Source organism: Pseudomonas sp. 58 R 12 (assembly GCF_900005865.1).
In the GTDB taxonomy this organism is placed as follows: domain Bacteria; phylum Pseudomonadota; class Gammaproteobacteria; order Pseudomonadales; family Pseudomonadaceae; genus Aquipseudomonas; species Aquipseudomonas tritici.
The window spans coordinates 44,706-70,250 of sequence record NZ_CVTP01000013.1 but is presented as its reverse complement, the minus strand read 5'-3'; the positions used below and the strand labels follow the sequence as shown (position 1 = coordinate 70,250).

Sequence of the window (25,545 nt, the reverse complement as noted above, 5' to 3'; positions counted from 1 at the left end):
GCCTTTGTGACTGTCCAGTTCTATGCAGTAGGCAGCACGATTAGCGAGGATAGCGCAAAGTATGTGACCAAGTCGTAGGATCTGGTCATTGGTGGTACGTCTTCGAAGTTGATGGAGATTCAATGTGGGCGCTGGCTTGCCTGCGATGGCGGTGTGTCAGTACCGGATGTGTTAACTGGCCCACCGCTATCGCAGGCAAGCCAGCTCCTACAGCTTTGATCTGCGCATAGCTCGTGAGCTTGATGAGGGGGGAGATCGGATTAGACGCGGAACGCCTGCACCGCAGTGTTGAGCTGCCCACCGAGCACCAGCAGATGCTCACCCTGGCTGCGCCCCTGACCAATGCGCAGCAAGTTATCCTCACCCAGCTGATGAATCCGCTCACTGTTATCGCGAATCTCACTCACGGCCCCACTCTGCTGCGCCGTCACATCGGCAATGCGCACGGCCGTGTCGGAAATGGTCTGGATCGCGCCGACGATCTCATCCAGCGCACCGTCCGCCGCCTGGGCCTGTTGGGCGGTGGCTTCTGCGTGTTCGACCTGGGCGCGCATGCCTTGCACGGATTGGTGGGCGGCGCTTTGCAGGCCCGCAATCAGGGTCTGGATCTCCGCCGTGGCGCCAGCGGTGCGTTGGGCCAGGGAGCGGACTTCGTCGGCGACCACGGCAAAACCACGTCCGGCTTCACCGGCACGGGCAGCCTCGATGGCAGCGTTGAGGGCCAGCAGATTGGTCTGCTCGGCAATCGCGCGAATCACGGTGAGCACGCCGCCGATGGTGGCGGATTCTTCGGCGAGTTTTTCGATCATCTGCGCGTTTTGCTGCACTTCGCCCACCAGGGCGTGCAGCCCGGTCAGGCTCAGGCCGATCACGCGTTGGCCTTGCTCTACCGCCTGGCCGGCACTGCGACTGGCGCCCGCGGCCTGGCTGGCATCGCCGGCGACTTGCTGGATGGTCGCTTCCAGTTCCCCCAGCGAATCGCGGATCTGCGCGGTATCCCCAGCCTGGCGTTTGGCACCGTCGTGCAGGCCGCTGCTCAGTTCGGCCAATGCCCGACTGCTGCCGGCGACTTCCTCGGCATTGCCGCGAATAGTGCCCACCAAGTCCACCAGATAGGCACGCAGGCGGTTCAGCGAGGCTTCGATATCGTGCAGCTCACGGTTGGTCTTGCCCAGGGCAATCGGCTGGCTGAAGTCGCCCTCGGCCCAAGTCGACAGGGCCGGCGCGAGGTTGGTCAGCACGCGTGCCAGGCGCCGTTGCAAGGTGTCGATCAACAACGCGATCAGCAGGATCAGGCCGATCATCACCCCTTGCATCAGGCGAACTTCGCCCTGGATCGTGCCGTGCTGCGCGCGCACCACCGGCTCCAGGCCGGCGATGGCTTCCTGCACGGCCTTGATTTTCAGGTGGGTAGCGGCGGCCAGTCCGGCGCGTTGCTGGATCTGTTCGCGGGTGCGCTTGAGTTCGGCAGGGTAGCGGGTCAATAAGCTGTTGAGTTCGCGCTTGAGGTCGACGCCGGTGTCTTGGGCCTCGGTTTTCTCAGTGTTTTCCAGGCCCATCAGCGCGGAAAAATCATCCGCGCTGGATTCGGCGCTGGCCTTTACGCCCAACAGCGGCAGTTGTTCCAGCACATCCGCCTGGCTGCGGATATTGCCGACTTCGCGCTCCACATCATCAGCCAGTTCCGCGCGCCCGCTGCTCACCAGTTTGTCGCGGGCCAGGGACAGTTTGGCCAGATGCTGGGACGCCGCCAGCAGTGGCGGCAGGTAACGTGCGGCCTCTGCAGAATTGACGCCGATGGCGTACTGGCCCAGTTGCTCCAGGTTCGCGCCGAGTTCGCGCTCGGCTTGCAGCAGCAGGGCCTGTGGGTCACCCGCTAATTTGCCGGCGGCGAGCAGGTCAGTCTTGCTGAAGGCATCCAGGTCCACCAGGCTGGGGCGCAGGCTTTGCGCCAGGTCGGCGGGCAGTTGATCCAGGTCTTGCAACAGGCTTTCCAGGCTCTGGCTGGCGCTGCTCAGGCGCAGCGCGTCGCCGCTGGCCAGGTAGTCGTCAATATTGCGCGCGGCCTGGTTCTGAAAAGCCTGCGACAGGCCCAAGTAGCGCTCCATCAGCAAATACGGCCGTTCCAGAGCGCGCTGCGACCACCACAGCGTCGCCCCGAGCGCCAGGCACACGGCCACAAGAAGGAGGGTGTTGAGATTGGTCAGCAGCTTCAGGCGCATGCGTGGTTTCAACCGACAGCAAAAGATAAGTGCCTGAAGTTATTGCGTTTCCATTACAGCGTTATGACCGAATCGGTGAATTCAGGTGAAAAGATGGCACTTTGCTTTGATGTGCGCGCCGCTTGCACGCGGTTACGCCCGGCATGCTTGGCACGGTACAGCGCTTCATCGGCCTGGGCGGCCATCATCAGGCTGTCGGAACCGTCGCACAGTTCCACCAGCCCGGCGCTGAAGGTGCACCACAAATCCTCGGGCTGGGCCGGGTAGTGGATTTCCGCAAAGCGCCCACGGATATCATCCAGGACCTTGCAGGCCGATTCCAGGTCGGTGTCAGGCATCACGATGGCGAATTCTTCGCCGCCGTAGCGCCCGATATAGTCAGTCTTGCGCAGTCGCTGCTTGAGAAACAGCGCCAGGCTCTTGATCACGCGGTCGCCCATGGGGTGGCCGTGGCTGTCATTGACCCGCTTGAAGTGGTCGATATCGAGCATGGCAAAGCTCAACGGCTTGTTCTCGCGGCGTGCGCGAAAGCTGCAGTCTTCGAGCAATTGCAGGATGTGGGTGTGGTTGTACAGCCCGGTCAGGCTGTCGCGCACCATCCGCGCCTTGAGGTTGCGCGCACGGGCCGCGCGGTTGCGCACGGTGGTGATCAGGTGGCGCGGCTTGATCGGCTTGGTGAGGAAGTCGTCGCCGCCTTCGCTCATGGCGTCCAGTTGCTTGTCCAGATCGTCTTCGGCCGACAGGTAGATGATCGGCACGCTGACGTAACGGTCGTTATGGCGGATGACCTTGGCCAGTTCGGTACCGGTACAGGCGGGCATGTACATGTCGAGGATGATCAGGTCCGGCTGGAAATCCGCCAGCTCGGCCATGGCCTGGATCGGTTCGATCAGCGTGCGGGTGACGATGCCGGCGCTGTTGAGCAGCCGCTCGGTGTGCAGCGCCTGGGCCCGCGAGTCATCGATGATCAGCACTTTATACGGCTCGTACTGGGCGACGCAGGTCAGTACTTCGATTTTTTCCAGCAGGCTGGAGGCTTCCAGGGTGCCGGTGAGGAATTCCTGGCCCCCGGCGCGCACGGCGGCCAAGCGAGTTGGCGTATCGGTTTCGTGGAGGCTGAAAAACAGCAGCGGCAACTTGTGCTCCAGGCCCTCCTGGGCTTCGGCGGCGAGCTTGAGCCCCAGCCCTGTGCCGCAGAAATCCACATCCATCACAATCGCCGAAGGCAAGCGTTCGGCCATCGACGCGCGAAATGCCGCCACACTGTCGAGGGATTGGGCGCTCATGCCAAAGAATTCCAGTTGCTTGGCCAGGCGCTCGGCGCGATCGTGATCGGCCAGCATCACGTAGATCGGCTTGCGCATCGGCGGCAGAAAGGTGTGTTCGAACTGGTCGCCCTGGCGCAGGCCGGTGCGGGACAGGCGCTGCATCAAGCGGTTGAGTTCGGTGATCAGTTGGCTGCTCAGGCGGCCACGGTTGTCGTCCACTGCTTTGAGTGATTCGCCGATATGCCGCGCCAACTGGCCGTGCTCGGGTTGTTCGAAGCGCTCGGCAAAGCGCAGCAGGCGCAAATTGGCTTCGCTGAGTTCGGAGAGGTCGGCGCCGGACCATTCGCTGCGTTGCAGGCGCTGCCAGATCTCAAGAATTTGACGTGCCTGATGAATTACCCGCTGGGCAAAATGCTGCTTGAGACGCTCACGGCTGGGGTCTTCTGGCTCGGTCATATCCTGACTACTAGTTAGGGTGCATGCTGAGGTCGAGTGGTGGCTCTATGCTAGCACCATCTTTCCGATGGGATGAGTGTCTTGCGTCAATAAACTGCTCTTCCTTGTTATTCAGTTGCTGACCCGGTGGTCGCGCAGCGGAAAAAGCGTGCATCCTTTATAGTCGAACTCTCCCTGTGCGCCAGTTTGGCGAAAAGCCCCGCATGGGCGGGCACGATGGGGTAGGGTTGTGGTCGGAGTGTTTGAACGCACGCCATCAATTCAAGTGCATGAACTCAAGTGATTGAAAGGATATCGCCATGCTGGACTGGAAAAACCGTGCAGGCAGTGCCAAAGGCCCTGCGCCTGAGCCCAAGTCGGCCAACCGCAGCTACTTCCGTACGCTGCTGATGAGTCGGGCATTGCTGAGCGTCCTCGGCCTGTACCTGTTGGTCACCGGCGCGCTCGGCTGGTACTGGAGCGAAGAGCCGGCGCTGTTTCCGGTCCAGCAAAATGCGCAGATTGCCGCCGAAAAAGACGGCAAGCAGATGGTGGTAGGGTTCACTACCGTCGAAACCCTCAAGACCGTGGTCGGCACCTTGCTGAACAAGCCGGGTGGCTACATTTCCAATGACCGCTTCCCGCCGGGTCTGTGGATGGACAACATGCCGAGTTGGGAATATGGCGTGCTGGTGCAGGTGCGCGACCTGACGCGCGCCCTGCGTAAGGACTTCGCCCGTTCCCAGTCGCAGTCGGCCGAAGACGCTGATTTGGCCAAGGCCGAGCCACGCTTCAACTTCGACAACAAAAGCTGGGTGCTGCCGTCCAGTGAGTCGGAGTACCAAGAAGGCATCAACTCCCTGAGCCGCTATGAAGCACGTCTGTCCGACCCGAATCAGCGCGGTGCGCTGTTCTATGCCCGCGCCGACAACCTGAACAACTGGCTGGGCGACGTCGCCACCCGTTTGGGTTCGCTGTCGCAACGCCTGTCGGCCAGTGTGGGTCGGGTGAAATTGAACACCGCTCTGAAAACCGAGGCGCTGGCGCCGGGTGAAGTACCGCAGGTCGATGAAGAAGTGGTGGAAACCCCATGGATGCAGATCGATAACGTGTTCTACGAGGCTCGCGGTCAAGCTTGGGCCCTGTCCCACCTGCTGCGCGCCATCGAAGTCGACTTCGCCGACGTGCTGGCCAAGAAAAACGCCACCGTCAGCGTGCGCCAGATCATCCGTGAGCTGGAAGCCTCGCAGGAGCCGGTTTGGAGTCCTATGATCCTTAATGGCAGTGGCTTCGGCATACTGGCGAACCACTCGCTCGTCATGGCCAACTACATTTCCCGGGCCAACGCTGCAGTGATCGACTTGCGTCAGCTCCTCAACCAGGGTTGATGATGGACGCTCCTCAAAAGGAGGCCGCGCACCGCGCGGCTTCCGATGCTGAACTGATCTGCTGGGTCGACGAGCAGGACAACCTGCTCGGCACCCTTGTCAGGTCCGACCTGCGCCAGCGTGGCCTGATCGGCCGGTGCACCTTTATCTTCCTGTTTAACGCCCGTGGTGAGCTGTGTGTGCATCGACGCACCCTGAGCAAAGCCATGTATCCCGGTTTCTGGGACACGGCAGCGGGTGGGATGGTGGCGGCGGGCGAGTCCTACGCCTTATCGGCGGCCCGCGAGTTGGAGGAGGAATTGGGCGTCAGCGGTGTGGAGCTGACCGAACACGATCATTTCTACTTCGAAGACGGTGACAGCAAACTCTGGTGCAAATCCTACTCCGCTGTCTGGGACGGGCCGCTGCGCCTGCAGCCCGAAGAGGTCATGGAAGCGCGCTTTTTACCGATTGAAGCAGTCCTGCAGGAGGCTGAACAAAAGCCTTACTGCCCGGACGCCCAGGAAGGCTTGCGACGCTATCTGGCGTCACGTCGCTAAAGTTGCATGAAATGGCGCCATTTGGCCCTTAGCAAGTGGGCTTTTTGTCGTTACACTGCGCCACTTTTCATCCCCCAAGAGGATTGCCGGTGGCCAAAAAAGCCGCATCCTTCGCCGCCCTGGGCGGCCTGGTATTTTCCACCGACGCAGGTCGACACTGCCCGGACTGTCGCCAGCCCGTGGACGCGTGTACCTGTAAACAGACCCTGATCCCCGAAGGCGACGGTATTGCCCGCGTGCGACGCGAGAGCAAGGGCCGTGGCGGCAAGACGGTGACCACCATCACCGGCGTGCCGCTGGCAGAAGACGCGCTGAAGGAACTCGCCACCACGCTGAAGAAGCGCTGCGGCACCGGCGGCGCGTTGAAAGACGGCGTCATCGAGATCCAGGGCGATCACGTCGAATTGCTGTTGGCCGAGCTGATCAAGCTCGGGTACAAGGCCAAGAAGTCCGGCGGCTGAAAGCCTCTTCCCGACCTGTGTCTAAACTCTGTCCTGCGAATGAGGTCTACCTCCCTCACAGGCAAATCGTCATTTTCATTCTTTAGACTGCGCCAGCCTCTGCGAGAGGTGGCGCCTTCGCCTTCATTTATAGGGGACTTCGATGTCCGTACGACGCACACGCAAAGACGATGGCAGCCAATGGACAGTTGCGGACAGCCGCAGTGTTTACGGGATCCGCCATTGGGGGGCCGGGTATTTCGCGATCAATGAAGCCGGTCGCGTTGAAGTCCGTCCGAACGGCCCGAACAGCACGCCCGTCGACCTGTACGAGCAAGTCGACGAATTGCGTAAAAGCGGCCTGTCGCTGCCGTTGCTGGTGCGCTTCCCCGACATTCTGCAAGACCGTGTACGCCAGCTGACCGGCGCCTTCGATTCGAACATCGAGCGCCTGGAATACCAGAGCAAGTACACCGCGCTGTACCCGATCAAGGTGAACCAGCAGGAAGCGGTGATCGAGAACATCATCGCCACCCAGAATGTGTCCATCGGCCTGGAAGCCGGCTCCAAGCCTGAGCTGCTGGCCGTACTGGCCCTGGCGCCGAAGGGCGGCACCATCGTCTGCAACGGTTACAAAGACCGTGAGTTCATCCGCCTCGCGCTGATGGGCCAAAAGCTCGGCCACAACGTGTTCATCGTGATCGAGAAAGAATCCGAAGTTGAGCTGGTGATCGAAGAGGCCGCCAGCCTCAAGGTCAAGCCACAGGTCGGCCTGCGCGTGCGCTTGTCGTCCCTGGCGTCGAGCAAGTGGGCAGACACCGGTGGCGAGAAGTCCAAGTTCGGTTTGTCGGCGGCGCAACTGCTGTCTGTGGTCGAGCGCTTCCGCGCGGCGGGCCTGGACCAGGGCATTCGCCTGCTGCACTTCCACATGGGCTCGCAGATCGCCAACCTGGCCGACTACCAGCACGGGTTCAAGGAGGCCATTCGTTACTACGGCGAACTGCGCAACCTCGGCTTGCCGGTGGACCACATCGACGTGGGCGGTGGTCTGGGCGTGGACTACGACGGTACGCACTCGCGTAACGCCAGCTCGATCAACTACGACATGGACGACTACGCCGGCGTGGTCGTGGGCATGCTCAAGGAATTCTGCGATGCGCAGAGCCTGCCGCACCCGAACATCTTCTCTGAAAGCGGCCGCTCCCTGACCGCTCACCACGCCATGCTGGTGGTGCAGGTCACCGACGTCGAGAAACACAACGACGAAATCCCGACCATCGAAAACAAAGAAAGCCTGCCGGAAACCGTGCAATGGCTGGTGGACCTGCTCGGCCCGACCGACATCGAGATGGTCACCGAGACCTACTGGCGCGCCACTCACTACATGAGCGACGTGGCCACCCAGTACGCCGACGGCAAGCTGACCCTGGCCGAAAAAGCCCTGGCCGAGCAGTGCTACTTCGCCGTGTGCCGTCGCCTGCACAACTCGTTGAAAGCCCGCCAGCGCTCACACCGCCAAGTGCTGGACGAACTCAACGACAAGCTGGCCGACAAGTACATCTGCAACTTCTCGGTGTTCCAGAGCCTGCCGGACACCTGGGCCATCGGCCAGGTATTGCCGATCCTGCCGCTGCATCGCCTCGACGAAGAGCCGCTGCGCCGTGCCGTGCTACAAGACCTGACCTGCGACTCCGACGGCAAGATCAAGCAGTACGTCGATGAGCAGAGCATCGAGACCAGCCTGCCGGTTCACGCCTTGAACGAAGGTGAGGACTACTTGCTGGGGATCTTCCTGGTGGGCGCTTACCAGGAAATCCTCGGTGACATGCACAACCTGTTTGGTGACACCGATTCGGTGAACATCTACCAGCGTGAAGATGGGTCGGTGTACAGCGCGGGTATCGAGACCCACGACACAATCGAAGACATGCTGCGGTATGTGCACTTGTCGCCGGAAGAGTTGATGACGCATTACCGCGACAAGTGTGCAAGTGCGAAGATCAGTGCGTCGGAGCGTACTCAGTTCCTGGATGCGTTGCGCTTGGGGCTGACGCGGTCTTCGTACTTGTCCTCGTAATCTGAGCTGACATCAATCTAATGTGGGAGCGGGCTTGCTCGCGAAAGCGGAGTGTCAGTCACCGAAAATGTTGACTGACCCACCGCTTTCGCGAGCAAGCCCGCTCCCACATTTGGATCTCATTTCTTCAGTTGCTACCTAGCCATAACCCCCGCCGATTTAAACGCCAGGCAATCGCCCACAGCGTCAGGCTGCGCACCGCCATAAACATCAGGAAGGTTATCCACAGCCCGTGGTTGCCCAAGCCTTGCAACATCCATGCGACAGGTAATGTCAGCAATACCGTCAACAGCATCCCATTGCGCATCTCCCGCGCGCGCGTAGCGCCGATAAACAAACCATCCAGCAAGTAACTCCACACCGCAATCAACGGCAATACCGCGAGGTAAGGCAGGTAGATGTCGGCGGTTTCGCGTACGCTGGGAATATCGGTCTGCATGGCGATAAACAAGTGGCCAGCGACGGTGAATAGCAGCGCGAAACCGACGCTGGCGATCAGCGACCAGCCGCCGGCCACTACCAGCGAACGGCGCAGCGCTGGGCGGTCATGGGCGCCGATGGCGTGGCCGCACAGGGCCTCGACGGCGTGAGCCAACCCATCCAGGGCGTGGGCGGTCAGCAACAGGCCGTTGAGCAGCAGCGCGTTGGCGGCCACGGTAGCGTCGCCCAGGCGGGCGCCTTGTACGGTGATCATGAAAAACACCGATTGCAGCGCGAGGCTGCGGATGAAGATGTCGCGGTTGACCGCCAATAGCGGGCGCCAGCTTTCCCACAGCTTCAGTGCCGCCCAGGCGATGTGACCGGGGTAGGCGCGCAGGGCTTTTTGCGTCAGCGCGAGGCCCAGCAGGGCGCCGGTCCATTCGGCAATGACCGAGGCGCGGGCGGAGCCGACCACCCCCCAATCCAGGCCCAGTACGAACCACAGGTTGAGGGCGATGTTGACCAGGTTGGTGGTCAGCAGAATCGCCAGCGGCGCGCGGGCGTTTTGTGTGCCGAGGAACCAGCCGACCAGCGCGTAGCTGGCCAGCGCGGCGGGCAGGCCGAAGATGCGGGTGTGGAAGAAATCCTGCGTCAGTTGATTGAGCTCGGGGGAGGGCTGCATCCACTCCAGCGCCAGATGGCTCAGCGGGATGCCCACGGTGCCGAGCAGCATCGCCAGGCCCAGTGCCAACAGCAAACCTTGCAGCAGGATTTGCCGCAGCGCTGCCCCATCATTGCGCCCGGCAGCTTGGGCGGCGAAACCGGTGGAGCCCATGCGCAGGAAACCCATGGCCCAGGCAAGGAAGGTATACAGGCTGGCGCCGACGGCCACGGCACCCAGTTGGTGGGCGTGGGGCAAGTGGCCGATGACCATGCTGTCGACCAGCGCTACGAGCGGCACCGAGATGTTCGACAGGATCATCGGCGCAGCCAGGGCCCAGACGCGGCGGTGGGTGGGGCGGTGGCGCCAGTCGGTGAGCAGGGTGGTCATGAGGGCTCCTTTGGGGAGGGGTATTGTAACTGTCCCTCCATGACACCGCGGAACCAATGTGGGATTTGGCTTGGTCTGGAAGGCCCTTAGAACCAAACCATCCTCCCGTCGGTCAATGTGACCAGCACCTCATCGGCCCCACTCGGGCTGATATATAGTGAGTCCTTCGGTCCCTCCCACTACGAGTGCCTCATGCTTAACAAAGGATTGTTCCTGGCCTGCGCGCTGGCCCTGCTGAGCGCCTGCGATTCTTCCGATAAACCGACTGCCCCGACCGCGCCTGCGGCGGCAACGGTTGTACCCAAGCCGGCTAAAGCGGCGGTGGATGTGGCGGCGCTGAAGCAACGCTACGCCGGGCGTGAGTTGAGCGTGGTGGACGTGTCTGAAGTGCAGCTCGATGGGGCCAGTACCTTGTCGGTGAGCTTTTCCATTCCGCTGGACCCCGATCAGAAATTCGCTGACAAATTGCACTTGGTGGACAGCAAGTCCGGCAAGGTCGATGGCGCCTGGGAAATCTCCGACAACCTCATGGAGCTGCGCCTTCGCCACCTGGAGCCACAGCGCAAACTGGTGCTCACGGTGGATGCCGGGGTGAAGGCGGTCAACGACAAAACGCTCGCCGCCGAGTACATCGCCCGTCTGGAAACCCGCGACCTGCAAGCCACTGTCGGCTTCGCCAGCCGTGGCACCTTGTTGCCGACGCGCCTGGCAGAAGGCCTGCCGGTGATTGCGCTGAACGTCGACAAGATCGACGTCGAGTTCTTCCGCATCAAGCCCGAGTCCTTGCCGTCATTCCTGGCGCAGTGGGGGCGTAATACCAGCCTGCAAAGTTATGAGTCCCGCGAACTGCTGCCGCTGGCCGACCTGGTCTACGGTGGCCGTTTCGACTTGAACCCGGCGCGCAACACTCGCGAAACCCTTTTACTGCCGATCGCCGGCCTCAAGCAACTGCAGCAGCCGGGCGTGTACCTGGCGGTGATGCGTGCGTCGGGCACCTACAACTATTCGCAACCGGCCACGCTGTTCACCTTGAGTGACATTGGCCTGTCGGTGCACCGCTACGCCAACCGATTGGATGTGTTTACCCAGGCGCTGGAAGGCGGCAAGGCACTGGATGGGGTTGACCTTGAAGTACTCGACGCCGAGGGCCGTGTGTTGGGCCAGGGCAAGACCGAGAAGGGCGGCCACGCTGAATTGCCGCTGCCGAAAAAGGCCCAGGTGCTCCTGGCCAAGCAGGGTGAACAGACCAGTCTGTTGCGCCTCGACAGCGCTGCACTGGACCTGGCCGAATTCGACATTGGCGGCCAGCCTTCCCACCCCTTGCAGTTCTTTGTGTTCGGCCCGCGTGATCTGTATCGCCCCGGTGAAACGGTACTGCTCAATGCACTGTTGCGGGACAAGGACGGCAATGCCGTCAAACCGCAGCCGGTGAGCGTCGAAGTGCGTCGCCCGGACGAGCAGGTGAGCCGCAAATTCGTCTGGGATGCGGATGCCTCCGGTCTTTATCAATACCAGCTGCAACTGGCCGGCGAAGCGCCGACTGGGCGCTGGCAGCTGGTATTCGACCTGGGCGATGGCAAACCGCAGTTGTATGAGTTCCTCGTTGAAGACTTCTTGCCCGAGCGCCTGGCGCTGGAACTCAAGGGCAGCGACACCGCGCTGAGCCCCGCGGACAACCCGGTCATTCAGGTTAACGGCCGTTACCTGTACGGTGCGCCAGCATCGGGCAACCGCGTCAGTGGTCAGGTTTATGTGCGCCCGTTGCGCGAAGCGGTCAAGTCATTGCCGGGCTACCAGTTCGGCTCTGTTACCGAAGAAGAGTTGAGCCAGGATTTCGAACTGGATGAAAGCGTGCTCGACGCCAAGGGCCAGGAAGCGCTGACCCTGGAAAGCAAGTGGGCCGACGCGAAGTCGCCGTTGCAATTGATCGTGCAAGCCAGCCTGCAAGAGTCCGGCGGGCGCCCGATCACGCGGCGTCTGGTGCAGCCGATCTGGCCCGCCGAGCAGCTTCCGGGCCTGCGTGGGTTGTTTGACGGCACCGAAACCAATGGCGATGGCCCGGCGGAATTTGAAGTACTGCTGGCCAATCAGGATGGGCAGAAACTCGCCGCGCAAAACCTCAAGGTACGCCTGGTGCGCGAGCGCCGTGACTACTACTGGAACTACTCCGAGAACGATGGCTGGAGCTATCACTTCAACGAGAAATTCCTCAACCTTGACGAGCAGACCCTGACTATCAAGGCTGGCGACACCGCCAAGGTCAGCTTCCAGGTGGAGTGGGGCCCGTACCGCGTCGAGGTCGAAGACCCGCAGACGGGGTTGGTCAGCAGCTTGCGCTTCTGGGCCGGCTACCAGGCCCAGGACAATACCGAAGGCGGTGCTGTGCGCCCCGATCAGGTCAAGCTGGCGCTGGACAAACCCGCGTATGGCGATGGTGACACCGCCAATGTCACCGTCACGCCACCGGCAGCCGGTAAAGGCTACCTGCTGGTGGAGTCCGCCGAAGGGCCGCTGTGGTGGCAGGAAATCGACGTGCCTGCCGAGGGCAAAAGCTTCGCCGTGAAGCTCGACCCGAAATGGTCGCGGCATGACTTGTACGTGAGTGCCCTGGTGATTCGCCCAGGCGAGCGTAAAGCCAATATCACCCCCAAACGTGCAGTGGGCCTGCTGCACCTGCCGCTGGATCGCACCCAGCGCAAACTGGGCGTGACCCTCACTGCGCCGGAAAAAATGCGCCCCAAACAACCGCTGGCGGTGAAGATCTCGGCTAAAAATGCCGATGGCAGCGTGCCGAAACAGGTGCACGTACTGGTGGCGGCGGTGGACGTGGGCATCCTCAACATCACCGAATACCCGACGCCGGACCCGTATTCCAGCCTGTTCGGCCGCAAGGCGTATGGCGTGGACCAGTTCGATATCTACGGCCAGTTGATCGAGGCCGGCCAGGGTCGCCTGGCCAGCCTGGCGTTTGGTGGTGATGCGGCGCTGGCCAAGGGCGGCAAACGCCCGGATACCAGTGTGACCATCGTCGCCCTGCAAAGCGCGCCGGTGACGTTGAATGAGCAGGGCGAAGGCGAAGTCAGCGTCAATATTCCCGACTTCAATGGCGAACTGCGCCTGATGGCCCAGGCCTGGAGCGATGACCGCTATGGCATGGCCGAAGCCAAGACAGTGATTGCCGCGCCGCTGATTGCCGAACTGTCGGCGCCACGCTTCCTGGCCGGTGGTGACCAGACAACGTTAGCGCTGGACCTGTCCAACCTGTCGGGCAAGGCGCAGAAGCTTGATGTGCAACTGACTGCCGAGGGGCAGTTGGAATTGGTCAACAGCGGCGCGCAAACCGTCGAGCTGACACAAGGCCAACGCACCACCTTGCGCATCCCCGTAAAAGCCTGGGGCGGGTTGGGGCAGGGCAAGGTCAAGGTGACCGTGAATGGGCTGGACTTGCCAGGTGAGCACCTGCCGCCGTTCACTCGTGAATGGACCTTGGGCGTGCGGCCGGCCTATCCGGCACTGCTGAAGCATTATCGCGCGGTAATCAAGGATCAGCCGTGGAGCCTGCCCCCGGGTACCCTGGATCAATTCGATACCTCGGGGCGCCAGGCCCTGCTGAGCCTGTCGAGCCGGCCGCCGTTGAACCTCGGTGCGCAGATCAGTGCACTCAAGGCTTACCCTTACGGTTGCCTCGAACAGACGGCAAGCGGCCTGTACCCATCGCTGTATGCGGACGATGCGTTGCTCAAGCGCCTGTCGATAAAGGGCGAGTCGGACAGCGAGCGCAAACGCAAGATCGAGCTGGGCATTGAACGTTTGCTGGGCATGCAGCGCTACAACGGCAGCTTTGGTTTGTGGGGCGCCGATGGTGAAGAAGAATATTGGCTGACGGCCTATGTCACCGACTTCCTGTTGCGCGCCCGAGATCAGGGTTTTGCGGTACCGCCTGAAGCCTTGAAAAAGGCCAGCGAGCGCCTGCTGCGTTATGTGCAGGAGCGCAACCTGATCGATGTCGACTACAGCGATAACGCCGATCACACGCGCTTTGCCGTGCAGGCCTACGCCGGTATGGTCTTGGCGCGCAGTCAGCAGGCACCGTTGGGCGCGTTGCGCAGCATCTTTGAACGACGCAGCGACGCCCGCTCCGGGTTGCCGCTGGTGCAGTTGGCTATCGCGTTGCAGAAGATGGGCGACCAGCCGCGTGCCGATCAAGCCTTGCTGGCCGGGCTGGCGGCGCAGCGCAATGCCAATGAATGGTTGGCCGATTACGGCAGCCCGCTGCGCGATCAGGCAATGATCCTGGCGTTATTGGAAGAAAACGATTTGGCCAAGGGCAAGCGTGAGGAGCGCTTGTTCACGCTGTCGGATCAACTGGCGGCCAGTCCGTATCTGTCGACCCAGGAGCGTAATTCGCTGTTCCTGGCGGGGCGCCTCGGTTTCGCCAAGCCGGATTCGAACTGGCAGGTGTCGCTGACCGGCAGTGGCGGTGTGCAAGCGTTGAATAATCAGCAATCGACGCTGGCGCTGGAAGGCAAGCTGCTTTCCAGTGATTTGACCTTGAGCAATCAGGGCGAAACGCCGGTGTATCAGCAACTGACGATCTCGGGTTATCCACAGCTGCCACCGGCTGCCGGCGGCGACAACCTGAGCATTCGCCGTGAGTACCTGGGCATGAATGGCCAGCCGTTGAATCTTCGTAGCCTCAACAGTGGGGATCTGGTGCTGGTGCATCTGGCGGTCGGTGCCAAGCAACGTGTGCCGGATGCCTTGGTGGTGGATTTGCTGCCCGCTGGCCTGGAGCTTGAAAACCAGAACCTGGCGCAGAGTGCTGCCAGCCTGGAGAACGCCAGCAGCCAAGTGAAGGAGTGGCGTGAGTCGATGCAGAACGCGTCGCTCAAGCATCAGGAGTTCAGGGATGATCGGTATGTGGCGGCGATTAATCTGGAGGGGTCTGGCACCACGCACCTGCTGTATCTGGCGCGGGCGGTGACACCGGGGACTTATCGCGTACCACCGCCGCAGGTGGAGTCGATGTACCGACCGAATTGGCAGGCGGTGGGGGAGACGCCGGCGGATTTGGTGATCAAGGGGCGCTGATAACCTAACTGGCAGGACTGGCTCCCACAGGGGGGTTGAGGTGTTTGTAGGGTTAGTGGACGACCCAGCTCAGGAGCCATAGGCCGAGCAGTAGCCAGATGATGCCCATGATGACCGAGGCGCGCATGAAGGCGCGTACGGCGGAATACAGGAACAGCAGGCCGATGATCAGGGTAATGATGCTGATGATCGAGGTGTCCATGCCCAGGGTGCGGGACAGGCCTTCGACGAAGTTGCCGCCGGCGTTGGTCAGGGCACCGAACAGGCCGCTGAGGCCGTCGACGATAAAGCGGATGATGGAACCGAGCGCCTGGCCCAGCCATTCGAAAAAGCTTTCTACCTGCATGTGTGTGTCCTGATGAAGAGGTGGGCGTATCTGTGTCTTTGGTTGTTATTGCGAGAGGCTAGTTCCCTACAAGCATAGAGGTTTGCTCGGTTGAATTTGCGATTAAGTTGCGTCATTTGCGGGTGTACGCTCCCACATTTACTGCGCTGGGCTTTGGGGGCAGTGGTGTTGGTGGTGGTGTTGTTGTGGGGGGCGGATCGGGTTTGGCCGTTGCCGTTGCCCCAGGATGATTTGGCGCGGGTGGTGTTGGCTGAGGATGGCACGCCGTTATGGCGGTTTGCCGATGCGAATGGGGTGTGGCGCTATCCCGTGCAAACCAGCGAAGTGTCGCCGTATTACCTGGATGCGTTGCTCACCTATGAAGACCGTTGGTTCTATCAGCATCCTGGCGTAAACCCGCTGGCGCTGGTACGGGCGACTTGGCAGAACCTGACCGGGGCGCGTGTGGTGTCGGGGGGCAGTACGTTGTCGATGCAGGTGGCGCGGTTGTTGGATCCGCATTCGCGCACCTTCCACGGCAAGTTGCGCCAGTTGTGGCGCACGGCGCAGTTGGAATGGCACCTGTCCAAGGAGGAAATCCTCAACCTCTACCTGAATCGCGCACCGTTTGGCGGAACATTGCAGGGCGTGGCGGCGGCCAGTTGGGCGTATCTGGGCAAGTCTCCATCACAATTGACCCATGCCGAAGCCGCCTTGCTCGCGGTTTTGCCCCAGGCGCCCAGCCGATTGCGCCCGGACCGTCACCCGCAGCGTGCCCAGGAAGCGCGCGACAAAGTGCTGCGTCGTCTTGGCGAGTTCAAGGTGTGGCCGCAAGCCGCCGTCGATGAAGCCCTGCAGGAACCGCTGCTGCTCGCCCCGCGCCTGGAGCCGAGCTTGGCGCCCCTGCTCGCGCGCCGCCTGAACCGCCCCGACAGCCCGCCGCTGATCCGCACCACCCTGGATGCCACCCTGCAACGCCGCCTCGAAGACCTGCTGTTGGGTTGGCGTGCACGCTTGCCGGAGCACACCTCCGCCGCGATCCTGGTGGTGGAGGAAGAAACCATGGCGGTACGCGCCTACCTCGGCTCGGTGGACATCAATGATGCCAAGCGTTTTGGCCATGTGGACATGATCAGCGCACTGCGTTCGCCGGGCTCCACCTTGAAACCCTTTCTCTACGGCATGGCCCTTGATGACGGGCTGATTCATTCTGAGTCCCTGCTGCAGGACGTGCCGCGGCGTTACGGGGATTACCGGCCGGGCAACTTCTCCATGGGTTTTACCGGCGCAGTGCCGGCGAGTACGGCGCTGTCCAGTTCGCTCAACCTGCCGGCGGTACAGTTGCTGGAAGCCTATGGGCCGAAGCGGTTCGCCGCCGAGATGCGTATCGGCGGGGTGCCTTTGGCGTTGCCGGCGTTGGCCGAGCCGAACCTGGCCTTGATCCTGGGCGGCGCAGGCAGCCGTCTGGAAGATCTGGTGAGCGGCTATAGCGCCTTCGCCCGTGACGGCAGGAGTGCAACTATTCGATTACAGCCGGACGATGCGCTTAGGGAGCGGCCATTACTGTCGCCAGGGTCCGCCTGGATTGTGCGGCGCATACTCAGCGGCCAGGCGCGTCCCGACCGCGACCCGCGTGCCGAGCTGGTGCAACGCCCGGTCCTGGCCTGGAAGACCGGCACCAGCTACGGCTTTCGTGATGCCTGGGCGATTGGCGTGGGGCCGCGTTACTTGATCGGCGTGTGGATCGGCCGCCCGGACGGCACGCCGGTGCCGGGCCAGTTCGGGCTGGCCTCGGCGGCGCCGTTGATGTTGCAGGTGCACGACGTACTGAGCAACCGCGACAGCCAGCGCGGCATCAGCGCGCCGGTCAAACCGGTGCCCGCCAATGTCGGCGTGGCAGCGATCTGTTGGCCACTAGGCCAGCCCATGAGCCGCAGCGACCCCAATTGCCGCCGCCAGCGCTTCGCCTGGACGCTGGACAACACCACGCCGCCGACCTTGCAGGCACTGGACCAACCGTTGAGCGTGGGCCTGATGGAAAGCGTATGGGTCAATGCCAAAGGCTTGCGGGTCGACGCCCATTGCCCGGGTGCGGAGCCGAAAAACATCGCCCTGTGGCCTGCGCCCCTGGAACCCTGGCTGCCAAGGGCCGAACGCCGCGAAGCACGCATCCCGCCCGCTGACGCCGATTGCCCGCCACCGGCGCTGGCCGCGTCTTCACCGCTGTCGATCGTTGGCGTACGCGAGGGCGACCAACTGCGCCTGCCCGCCGCCAGCCAGCAAACCTTGCGCCTGAAAATCTCCGCCCTCGGCGGCAGTGGCCGGCGCTGGTGGTTCCTCAACGGCGCGCCACTGGGCGACAGCGCCAACCAGGACTTCATCAACGCCAGCTTCGAACACCTGGGCCGCTACCAACTCAGCGTCCTCGACGAAGCCGGCCAAACCGCCCGCCTGGAATTCAGCGTCATCGACTAGAGCCTTATCGCAGGCAAGCCTACATTTTGATTTGCAAACCCATTCCAATGTGGGAGCTGGCTTGCCTGCGAAGGCGTCCTCAAGCACACCAGAGATTCACTTGCCTTAACCGCCAATCCCCCCGAAGCTACCCACCTTCAGGAGCCCCCGCATGAACCTCGAACACCTCACCGAACGCCTGCACCGCATTCGCGATACAAATAATTGGAAACAATTCCACAGCCCAAAAAACCTGGCCATGGCCGCCAGCGTAGAAATGGCCGAACTGGTGGAAATCTTCCAATGGCTGAGCGAAGACCAATCGCGCCAGCTCCCGGCTGAGAAACTCGCCCACGCTGGCCAGGAAGTCGGCGATATCGTGTTGTACCTGCTGTTGCTGTGCAGCGAACTGGGCCTGGACATGAACGAGGTGGTGCGCGCCAAATTGGCCGACAGCGAACGGCGGTTTGCCCATGAGTGATCGTCATTTCGACCAACTGGCCACGCGCTTTGCCGAAAAAATCTACGGCGGTGCCAAAGGCGCGATTCGCCTGGCGGTGCTCCAGGCCGACCTCACCGAAGCCCTGCCCAAACGCCCCTTGCGAGTCCTGGATATCGGCGCAGGCCTGGGCCACATGTCGCTGTGGCTGGCCGAGCAAGGTCATCAGGTTACCTTGGCGGAACCTGCTGAACCGATGCTCGACGGCGCCCGCCAACGTTTTGCCGACGCCGGGCAGACCGCGACCTTTATCCATGCGCCCTGGCAAGACCTGCTCGGCCAACTCACCGAACCCTACGACCTGGTGCTGTGCCACGCCGTGCTGGAATGGCTGGCCGAACCTCATGCGATCCTGCCGATGCTGCACCAGCTCACGGTGCCTGGCGGCTGGTTGTCGTTGGCGTTCTACAACCGCGATGCGCTGATTTACCGCAACCTGCTTAAAGGCCACTTCCGCAAAATGCGCAAGAACGACATGGCCGGCGAAAAGCAGAGTCTCACCCCGCAGCAGCCGCTCGATCCACGTGAGTTGGCGGCGCAACTCGAAGGCCTTTGGCAGGTCGAAAGCCAAAGTGGCGTTCGCGTATTCCATGACTATATGCCGGTGGAATTCCAGGCCCGCGCGGATTTGCAGGACCTTTTGGAGATGGAACTCGCTCACCGTCGTCACCCAAGCTTTGCCGGACTTGGGCGTTATTTGCACTGGGTCTGCCGTCCGGTTTAAACGGCTCAGTCTGCGGAGGTCGAAATGCGTCGTCTCTGTTTGATCCTGTTATCTCTCGGCTTGGGGGCGTGTTCGAGCCCCAACCCTTATGTCTCCGCTTCGGCGCCGATTCCACCGGCGCCGCCGCAGGCAGCCAATACCTTTGATGCCAGCGCCTATCCCGCGCCCGTGCGCGACTACGGCGCCTACCGCAACTGGGCGTGGCGCAATGGCCAGCTCCCGGCGGGCACGGCCTGGGCGGATTCGGCGCAAATTGCCGAAGCGGTCAGCGGCGCGCTTGACCAGCGCGGCCTGCGTCCCTTGCACGACAACCGCCCGGCAGACCTGCTGGTGAGCGCCGATGTGCGTCAGGAGAAGCGCCTCAAGCAAGTCCAGGATGACTATGGCTACGGTTACGGCGGCTACAACCGCTATGGCAATGGCTACGGCATGTACAACTCGGTGCCGATCGTACGCACCTATGAAGTCCAGGTCGTGGTGGTGCGCGTCAATCTATTCGATGCCCGCACGGGCCAGCCGGTGTGGAGTGCCAGCGCGGAAACCAGCAGCCAGGGCAGCCTCAGTGAACGGGGAGATGCCTTGCGCCAGGCGGTGCAAAAGGCAATGACGGCGTATCCTCCGAGTTAACAGCTATTCTCATCTTGAGCGCGGGTCGCTTTTTGGAGAAAAACCATGTTTTGTCGTATCGCTTTGCTCGCAGTTGTCATGTTGCTGGGCGGTTGCCAGACCAGCCAGGTCAACCACGATTTTGATGCCAGCCGGGACTTCGGCGCCTACCGCAGTTGGGCCTGGAAAGACCCGGCCCTGCAATATCGCCCGGATGACCCACGTATCAAGAGCGACCTCACCGAACAACGCATCCGTCAGGCAGTGGGCGAACAACTCGACCAACGCGGCCTGCGCCCCGCGGCACCGGGCAGCAAGGCCGACTTGAGTGTACAGGCCTACCTGATCGTCGAAGACCGCCAGCAACAAGTCACCACCAATTATGGTGGTGCATGGGGCGGCCCATGGAACGGCTATTGGGGCGCGCCGATGTACAACGAAACCCGCAACATCACCTACAAAGTCGCCACCCTCCAGATCGACCTGCTTGACGGCAAAGACGGCAAACTGGTCTGGCGCGGCAGCGACGAACAAATGATGGCCAGCTCGCCCAACCCGCAGGACCGCAACAACGCCATCCGCACCACGATCACCCGAATCCTCTCCAGCTACCCACCCCACTAAAACCCAGCACAGATTCAATGTGGGAAATCCAGTGTGGGAGCGGGCTTGCTCGCGAATGCAGTGTGTCAGTCACACATGTACCGATTGACCCACCGCATTCGCGAGCAAGCCCGCTCCCACATTGGAACTCGGTCAGCCAATAAGTCTCTGTCAATCATTCATCTGGCGACTGGCCAGCCCTTGTCTACACTCAAAACCAACTAAGGAGAGTAAGCGCTAAGGAGTGCCTGATGTCTCCCCGACTTGGTTCCCGTCAGCGTGGTGCGATTGGCCTGATGGCTGCGGGCACCCTCGCAGTGGCCCTGGTGTTCATGCTGCTCGCGGTAGACAGCGGCCGCCTCCACCTGGAAAAGCGCAAATTGCAATCCATCGCCGACACCTCGGCCCTGGAAGCCGCCGGCCGTGGCGGCCTGTGCACGCCCACCACCACCGCCAACGACTACGCCAAGGAAAACGCCACGCGCAACGGCTTCACCGTGGTCGCCGGTGACAACAGCCGTGGCCTGGCCGTGACCTGCGGAACGTTGACCACCAATGCCAGCAATATCCGTGTATTCACCGCAGACGCCACCAAAAACGATGCCGTGCGAGTGGTGGCCACGCGCAGCGTGATGACCAGCATTGCCGGCGGGATCTGGAGCATGTTCAGCGGCGGGCCAACATCCACGCAGATGATCCTGAGTGCCACTGCCGTGGCTGCGTATGCGCCGCCGGTGGCGCAGTTGACGATTCGCAGCGGCCTAGGAACGGTCGACGCCAGCAAATCTCCTCTATTGAACATGCTCATCGGCAATCTGTTGGGCGGCAACCTGTCCCTGACGGCTGCGGGCTGGAACGGCTTGCTGACGACGAACGTGAACCTACTCAGCTACTTGGATCAGCTGGCGATTCAATTGAATGTCAAGGCAGGTGACTACGATGCGTTGCTCAACACCGCTGCATCCGCCAGCCAGTTGATCGACGCCGCGGTAAAGGTGCTGCAAAAAAATGGCTCGGTGGCCACGGCGATCATTAACGACGTGATTTCAGTGAAAGCAATCGCGCCCAACACACAACTGTTGAAGGTCGGAGACCTGCTGAAGGTCGCTACTGGAACACCGGCCGCAGCCTTGAATACCAGCGTGCAGGTGTTTCAACTCCTACAGACCGTGGCGCAGCTTTCCAGTAGCAAGAGTGCGGTGAGTGCTGCAACTCAGTTGAATATTCCCTTGATAGGAAACGTTTCGGTCCAAACCAAAGTGATCGTACCTCCCCAGCTGTCGGCTATTGGTAACCCTGCAAAGGCCAAAGCGGGCTTGTTGAAGACCCCTCCGACAGATCAGATTTTTGTGCGTACGGCGCAAGTCCGCACGTTGGTGTCTATTCAACTTCCTGTGCTCAACGGACTGAGTCAGTTGACGTCTGCGGTTTCAGCGTTGACGACCCCGGTAACAGGAGTGGTCAATAACCTGTTGCACCTGAATCTTGTGGGCATGCTGGATCCGCTTCTGTGTCTAGTGTTGAAACCGTGTGACCGTACGGATGTGCAATTGCTTAGCGGCCTGGATATCAACATCGAAATGGCCAGTGCAAATGCCTATGTCACTGACTTTAGTTGCGCGAGCAATGCAACGAAGTCACTGACCGTTCAGGCGAGTACAGCGCTGGCGGACGTGTCAGTCGGAAAGGTTGACCCGGTGCAGGCATTCTCCTCGGCAGCGGCTGCCACTGTTCAGCCCGTCGCTCTAGTGGATATTGGTGTACAGACGTGCGCAGGGATTTTTGGATGTGCCCCACGTAAAGCCGGTTTGGGGGGCAGTTTATTGCTATCGGTTGTACACGCGACGGTTGGAGGCAGTACTCAGAAGCTTACGTTTTCACCGGTCAATGAAATGAACCTGACACCCACCTATCAACCCGTTGTTCCTGCTTCAGATGTAGTTAAAAGCTTGGTCAATACGCTGGGCGGGATTCAGGTGATATACGTTCCCCCTCCTGGGAATCCAACGAGCGGCCCATTGTCTAGTGTCTCGGGTTTGCTCGCGACCATCACCAACACATTGATCACTGCTGTCAAAGACGTCTTGTCGCCGGTGCTGGACCCGATCGTGAACGGGTTGCTCAGTGCACTAGGCATCACTGCTGGCAACGCCGAAGTCGGCGCCAACCTCAGTTGCCATATGGGCCGCGCCTACTTGGTGATCTAACTGATCGGCAATTCCACACAAAACCGCGCACCGTGCTCCCCATTGGCAACGCTCAACCGTCCGCCCATGTTTTCCACAATCCCGTAGCTCACCGACAACCCCAACCCCGTGCCCACGCCAATCGGCTTGGTGGTAAAGAACGGCTCGAAAATCCGCTCCAGCAACCGAGGGTCAATGCCACCAGCGTTGTCTTCCACCCAGATCCGCACATGCCGACTGTCGTGCTCGCAATGCACTGCGATCCAGGGGCGGAACGCCGGGTCCTTTTCCTGTTTGCTCAACAGCGCATCGCGGGCATTTACCACCAGGTTGATCAGCACCTGCTCAAGCTGGTCGACGTAACCTTTGACCTGCATCGCAGCGTCCGCTGGCGTGACGCGCACCTCCACACCTTTGCCGCGCAAGCCTTCACCGAGCAGTGACAGCGTGCCTTCCACCGCCTGTGACGGGTCGAAGGGTTGTTGTTCGATTTCCGAGCGGCGGCCAAACACGCGCATATGGTCCACCACCCGCGCCGCGCGCTGCACCTGGGTGTCGATGCGCTGGAGCTTGTCAGTGAGGTAGTCGATTTGCGCATCGCCAGTGCGCAGGCGCTTGAGCACATTAACGATCGCCATGCGCATCACGTTCAGCGGCTGGTTGATCTCATGGGCCAGGCCCGTGGCCATTTCGCCAAGGGTGGCCATCTTTGCGCTCTGGGTCAGTTGCTGCTGGGAGCGGCGCACTTCGGTGTTGTCGCGGCCCACCGCTTGCACTTCCACCAGCGTGCCCTGTTCATCGAACACGCCACGGTCTGACCATACCCACCAGGCGTGTTCGCGGCCGGGCAATTCCAGGCTGATTTCGGCGGTGCTGACCGGAAATTCCGCGCTCAATTGGCCGATACGTTGCACAAAGGCCTGGCGCTGTTCTTCCGACAGCCAGTGCCCCAGGTTCTGCCCCGGCAGCTGTGCGGGCAAGCATTCCAGGTAATTGGCCAGCGGCGTGTTGCCAAAGGTCAGGGTCAGGTCCGGGCGGTAGCGGCAGATCATTGCCGGGGAGTCTTCGACGAGGATGCGATAGCGCTCTTCGCTTTGTTTGATCTGCTCGGCAGCCTGGGTTGTCTCGGTGACGTCCAGCCACAGCCCGACGGCTTCCAGCGGCAATCCTAGGTCATCGCGCAGTAATTTGGCTTCATCGAGCAGCCAATGGTATTGGCCTTGTTTGTCGCGCAGGCGGTAGCGGCTGCGCACGGCGCCTTCGCGCAACAGTTGGCGGGTGCGTTCGAAGTACAGGTCGCGGTCTTCGGGGTGAATCAGCGACGCCAGGCTGTCGTGGTTACACTCGGCCAACGTCCAGCCCAGCAGCGGCAGCAGGCTATCGCTGAAGAACGCCGGGTGCAGGGCACCGCTGACATAGCGCTGCACATAGATGACTGCCGGTGAACTGGCGATGAGGTTGTCCAGGCGCGCATGGGCGGCGGCGGCTTGCAGTTGTTGGTTCTTGATGTCGCTGATGTCGAGCATGAAACCGACCCAGCGGCGGTCATCGCCCATGCCCAGCACCTGGCCCTGTACGCGGTACCAGAGGGGGTTGTGCTCGGCGTCGGTGCGTTGCAGGCGTACGCTGGTCAGCAGCGGTTTGCCCAGTGCCTGCAGATCGTGCAAGCGGCTGTTGAGTTCCTGGCGGTCGGCGGGGTGGATCAGCTCCAGCCACAGGCCCAGCGGTTGGTGGGTGGGGCCGTCCTCCGGGCTGAGGCTGTGCAGCAACTGCGGGGCGAGCTGGATTTCCTGGGTAGCCGGCAGCAGCTCCCACCAGCCGGTGCCGAGCAGGCCTTGCAGGGCTTCCATGCGGTCGAGCTGTTGATGATAGCGTTGCTCGCGCAAGCGGCTCAGCAAGGGGGCGGCGAGGGCGGCGGTGAGGTTCAGCCAGTCCTGTTCGCGGGCGTGTTGCTGGCCGTTGTAGAGGCCGCAGAGTAACCACGCGGCGATGCCCTGGCTGTCACGGTAGGGCACCAGGAATCCATCGGCATTGCCGAAAATGCTCTGCAGGCGTGGGTTGTCGCTACGCTCCTGGGCCAGGCTCAACGGCGTGTTGCCACTCACACTGTCGAGGCTGGTGCCCAGGTGTTGGCCGGTCCGCCACAAGGCGGGGGCATCGTGGGCGGCGTAGTGGCTGTAGATCCGCCAGTCCTGGTCTTCTTCATCGAGCAACGCCAGCGCGAGGCAGGGAATTCGCCAGCGCTGCGCCACGCTCCGCAGGTGCTCGTTGAACACCTCGGGCAGTCGGGCCAGGCTGCACACCCGCAACTGGCTGCTTATCTGGCAGGCCAGTTGATGATTCTGCTCACGGTGTTGGGCCAGTTGCGAGCCAGCCAGCAAGTCGCCGACGTCCAGCAGGCGCAGGCTCCAGCCGTCACCCTCGGCTTCGATCCAGCCGCGAGTGTGCAGGACCTGGCCGGTAGCACCCTGGAAGTCCAGGTCCAGGTTCTGGTGCTGCCAGTCTTCCGGACGGCCTTCAATGCTCAACGCGCTGCTGGCGCACAACAGGTCACGCAATAGTGGTCGGGTTTCGCCCACCTCATGCGACGCGAGCTGCGGCCGCAGAGTGCCGCTGATGCTCAATACGTGGCCCTGGGGATCCAGTTGCAGATGCAACCCTGGCGTGGGTGCGGCGGGCGTGTCGAGCGGCGTGGCGCTGGTGCGGCCGAGCAGGCGCCCGAAGAGGTTATCCCCCGAGGTCAAAACTGCAGACTCGACATGGCCGTCAGGTTGGCCGGCAGATTTGGCACGGGGCCTATGCCCGGCACTACCAATGTCGGAAACACTGAATAGAGACGGCTGGTGGGGTATTTAATCGTCACAGTCAGCGTGGTGCCGTTGTAGGCGGCGGTGATTAAATCGTCGGTAAATTGGAAGCTGGGTGGAATCCAGTTCAACTGCTGGATCGCCGTGGTTTTGGCGCGATCAGTCACCTGCGTGCCATAAGCGGTGCCCGCGGCTACCGGGTCCACCGCCATGGCCTGGCGTACGGCCTCCGCTGCCGCCTGGTTGAACGACTGCATTAACAGCATTGGCAGGCTATAGCTGATCAATCCATAGAACACCGCAAAAAAGATCCCGAAGACCAGCGCGAACTCAATCGCCGCCGCACCTTTTTGCTTTCTAGGGAGGCTTGTTTTCATGACTGCGTCTACCCTGACGGCTACTACTTGATA

General features: G+C 61.7%; 17 protein-coding genes. 11 read left to right on the top strand and 6 right to left on the bottom strand.

What is annotated here, in order from left to right; genetic code table 11:
• Positions 1 to 260: 260 nt before the first annotated feature.
• Entirely contained in the window at positions 261 to 2,222 is a 1,962-nt protein-coding gene (locus BFP95_RS06700; protein ID WP_065874286.1) for a methyl-accepting chemotaxis protein, read from the bottom strand.
• Positions 2,223 to 2,275: 53 nt separating this feature from the next.
• Positions 2,276 to 3,946: a response regulator gene (locus BFP95_RS06695; protein WP_065874285.1), complete on the bottom strand. Its 1,671-nt coding sequence runs from the start codon at positions 3,944 to 3,946 to the stop codon at positions 2,276 to 2,278.
• A 299-nt stretch (positions 3,947 to 4,245) separates the two neighbouring features.
• Here BFP95_RS06695 and BFP95_RS06690 point away from each other — a divergent pair, with 299 nt between their 5' ends.
• The 4 genes from BFP95_RS06690 (at position 4,246) to speA (ending at position 8,369) form a co-directional block, all read left to right on the top strand.
• Positions 4,246 to 5,313 (top strand): DUF2333 family protein, encoded by a 1,068-nt coding sequence (locus BFP95_RS06690; RefSeq protein ID WP_065874284.1) that lies wholly within the window; start codon positions 4,246 to 4,248, stop codon positions 5,311 to 5,313.
• Positions 5,314 to 5,315: 2 nt separating this feature from the next.
• Complete coding sequence (locus BFP95_RS06685; protein ID WP_065879936.1) at positions 5,316 to 5,852, top strand: NUDIX hydrolase; 537 nt, start codon at positions 5,316 to 5,318, stop codon at positions 5,850 to 5,852.
• Positions 5,853 to 5,941: 89 nt separating this feature from the next.
• Entirely contained in the window at positions 5,942 to 6,313 is a 372-nt protein-coding gene (locus tag BFP95_RS06680; protein WP_017849660.1) for a translation initiation factor Sui1, read from the top strand.
• Between the two features lie 142 nt (positions 6,314 to 6,455).
• Positions 6,456 to 8,369, top strand: a complete 1,914-nt coding sequence (gene speA / locus BFP95_RS06675; RefSeq protein ID WP_065874282.1) for an arginine decarboxylase — start codon at positions 6,456 to 6,458, stop codon at positions 8,367 to 8,369.
• A 127-nt stretch (positions 8,370 to 8,496) separates the two neighbouring features.
• Here speA and BFP95_RS06670 read toward each other — a convergent pair whose 3' ends face one another.
• Positions 8,497 to 9,840 carry an MATE family efflux transporter gene (locus BFP95_RS06670; RefSeq protein ID WP_065909645.1) on the bottom strand — a complete coding sequence of 448 codons (1,344 nt, stop codon included), beginning with the start codon at positions 9,838 to 9,840 and terminating at the stop codon, positions 8,497 to 8,499.
• 192 nt (positions 9,841 to 10,032) lie between these two features.
• Here BFP95_RS06670 and BFP95_RS06665 point away from each other — a divergent pair, with 192 nt between their 5' ends.
• Positions 10,033 to 14,931 (top strand): alpha-2-macroglobulin family protein, encoded by a 4,899-nt coding sequence (locus BFP95_RS06665; RefSeq protein WP_065909642.1) that lies wholly within the window; start codon positions 10,033 to 10,035, stop codon positions 14,929 to 14,931.
• 52 nt (positions 14,932 to 14,983) lie between these two features.
• Here BFP95_RS06665 and BFP95_RS06660 read toward each other — a convergent pair whose 3' ends face one another.
• Positions 14,984 to 15,277 carry a hypothetical protein gene (locus BFP95_RS06660; protein ID WP_049710209.1) on the bottom strand — a complete coding sequence of 98 codons (294 nt, stop codon included), beginning with the start codon at positions 15,275 to 15,277 and terminating at the stop codon, positions 14,984 to 14,986.
• 141 nt (positions 15,278 to 15,418) lie between these two features.
• On the opposite strand from BFP95_RS06660, the gene pbpC reads away from it, so the two are divergent.
• The 6 genes from pbpC (at position 15,419) to BFP95_RS06630 (ending at position 22,349) form a co-directional block, all read left to right on the top strand.
• A complete protein-coding gene (gene pbpC / locus BFP95_RS06655; protein ID WP_083224210.1) occupies positions 15,419 to 17,731 on the top strand; it encodes a peptidoglycan glycosyltransferase PbpC in 2,313 nt (770 codons plus the stop codon).
• A gap of 151 nt (positions 17,732 to 17,882) precedes the next feature.
• Complete coding sequence (locus BFP95_RS06650; protein WP_010567659.1) at positions 17,883 to 18,191, top strand: MazG-like family protein; 309 nt, start codon at positions 17,883 to 17,885, stop codon at positions 18,189 to 18,191.
• A complete protein-coding gene (locus BFP95_RS06645; protein ID WP_065874279.1) occupies positions 18,184 to 18,933 on the top strand; it encodes a methyltransferase domain-containing protein in 750 nt (249 codons plus the stop codon). Before BFP95_RS06650 ends, BFP95_RS06645 begins: the two co-directional genes overlap by 8 nt.
• 24 nt (positions 18,934 to 18,957) lie before the next feature.
• Positions 18,958 to 19,560 carry a DUF4136 domain-containing protein gene (locus BFP95_RS06640; RefSeq protein ID WP_065874278.1) on the top strand — a complete coding sequence of 201 codons (603 nt, stop codon included), beginning with the start codon at positions 18,958 to 18,960 and terminating at the stop codon, positions 19,558 to 19,560.
• 45 nt (positions 19,561 to 19,605) lie between these two features.
• Complete coding sequence (locus BFP95_RS06635; protein WP_065874277.1) at positions 19,606 to 20,163, top strand: DUF4136 domain-containing protein; 558 nt, start codon at positions 19,606 to 19,608, stop codon at positions 20,161 to 20,163.
• Between the two features lie 230 nt (positions 20,164 to 20,393).
• Positions 20,394 to 22,349, top strand: a complete 1,956-nt coding sequence (locus tag BFP95_RS06630; protein ID WP_065879941.1) for a pilus assembly protein TadG-related protein — start codon at positions 20,394 to 20,396, stop codon at positions 22,347 to 22,349.
• On the opposite strand, the gene BFP95_RS06625 is transcribed toward BFP95_RS06630, so the two are convergent.
• Positions 22,346 to 25,072: a PAS domain-containing sensor histidine kinase gene (locus BFP95_RS06625; RefSeq protein WP_065889036.1), complete on the bottom strand. Its 2,727-nt coding sequence runs from the start codon at positions 25,070 to 25,072 to the stop codon at positions 22,346 to 22,348. The genes BFP95_RS06630 and BFP95_RS06625 overlap by 4 nt on opposite strands.
• On the bottom strand, positions 25,069 to 25,512 hold the full coding sequence (locus BFP95_RS06620) for a TadE/TadG family type IV pilus assembly protein (RefSeq protein ID WP_065874274.1): 444 nt from the start codon (positions 25,510 to 25,512) through the stop codon (positions 25,069 to 25,071). The genes BFP95_RS06625 and BFP95_RS06620 overlap by 4 nt, the downstream gene beginning before the upstream one ends.
• Positions 25,513 to 25,545: the final 33 nt, after the last annotated feature.

What these genes read in the sequence shown, in the direction of transcription:
- BFP95_RS06635 (WP_065874277.1), top strand. Translation starts at nt 19,606, where the DNA reads ATGTTTTGTCGTATCGCTTTGCTCGCAGTTGTCATGTTGCTGGGCGGT.
- BFP95_RS06690 (WP_065874284.1), top strand. Translation starts at nt 4,246, where the DNA reads ATGCTGGACTGGAAAAACCGTGCAGGCAGTGCCAAAGGCCCTGCGCCT.
- BFP95_RS06650 (WP_010567659.1), top strand. Translation starts at nt 17,883, where the DNA reads ATGAACCTCGAACACCTCACCGAACGCCTGCACCGCATTCGCGATACA.
- speA (WP_065874282.1), top strand. Translation starts at nt 6,456, where the DNA reads ATGTCCGTACGACGCACACGCAAAGACGATGGCAGCCAATGGACAGTT.
- BFP95_RS06645 (WP_065874279.1), top strand. Translation starts at nt 18,184, where the DNA reads ATGAGTGATCGTCATTTCGACCAACTGGCCACGCGCTTTGCCGAAAAA.
- BFP95_RS06695 (WP_065874285.1), bottom strand. Translation starts at nt 3,946, where the DNA reads ATGACCGAGCCAGAAGACCCCAGCCGTGAGCGTCTCAAGCAGCATTTT.
- BFP95_RS06660 (WP_049710209.1), bottom strand. Translation starts at nt 15,277, where the DNA reads ATGCAGGTAGAAAGCTTTTTCGAATGGCTGGGCCAGGCGCTCGGTTCC.
- BFP95_RS06700 (WP_065874286.1), bottom strand. Translation starts at nt 2,222, where the DNA reads ATGCGCCTGAAGCTGCTGACCAATCTCAACACCCTCCTTCTTGTGGCC.
- BFP95_RS06620 (WP_065874274.1), bottom strand. Translation starts at nt 25,512, where the DNA reads ATGAAAACAAGCCTCCCTAGAAAGCAAAAAGGTGCGGCGGCGATTGAG.
- BFP95_RS06640 (WP_065874278.1), top strand. Translation starts at nt 18,958, where the DNA reads ATGCGTCGTCTCTGTTTGATCCTGTTATCTCTCGGCTTGGGGGCGTGT.
- BFP95_RS06685 (WP_065879936.1), top strand. Translation starts at nt 5,316, where the DNA reads ATGGACGCTCCTCAAAAGGAGGCCGCGCACCGCGCGGCTTCCGATGCT.
- BFP95_RS06630 (WP_065879941.1), top strand. Translation starts at nt 20,394, where the DNA reads ATGTCTCCCCGACTTGGTTCCCGTCAGCGTGGTGCGATTGGCCTGATG.
- BFP95_RS06665 (WP_065909642.1), top strand. Translation starts at nt 10,033, where the DNA reads ATGCTTAACAAAGGATTGTTCCTGGCCTGCGCGCTGGCCCTGCTGAGC.
- BFP95_RS06670 (WP_065909645.1), bottom strand. Translation starts at nt 9,840, where the DNA reads ATGACCACCCTGCTCACCGACTGGCGCCACCGCCCCACCCACCGCCGC.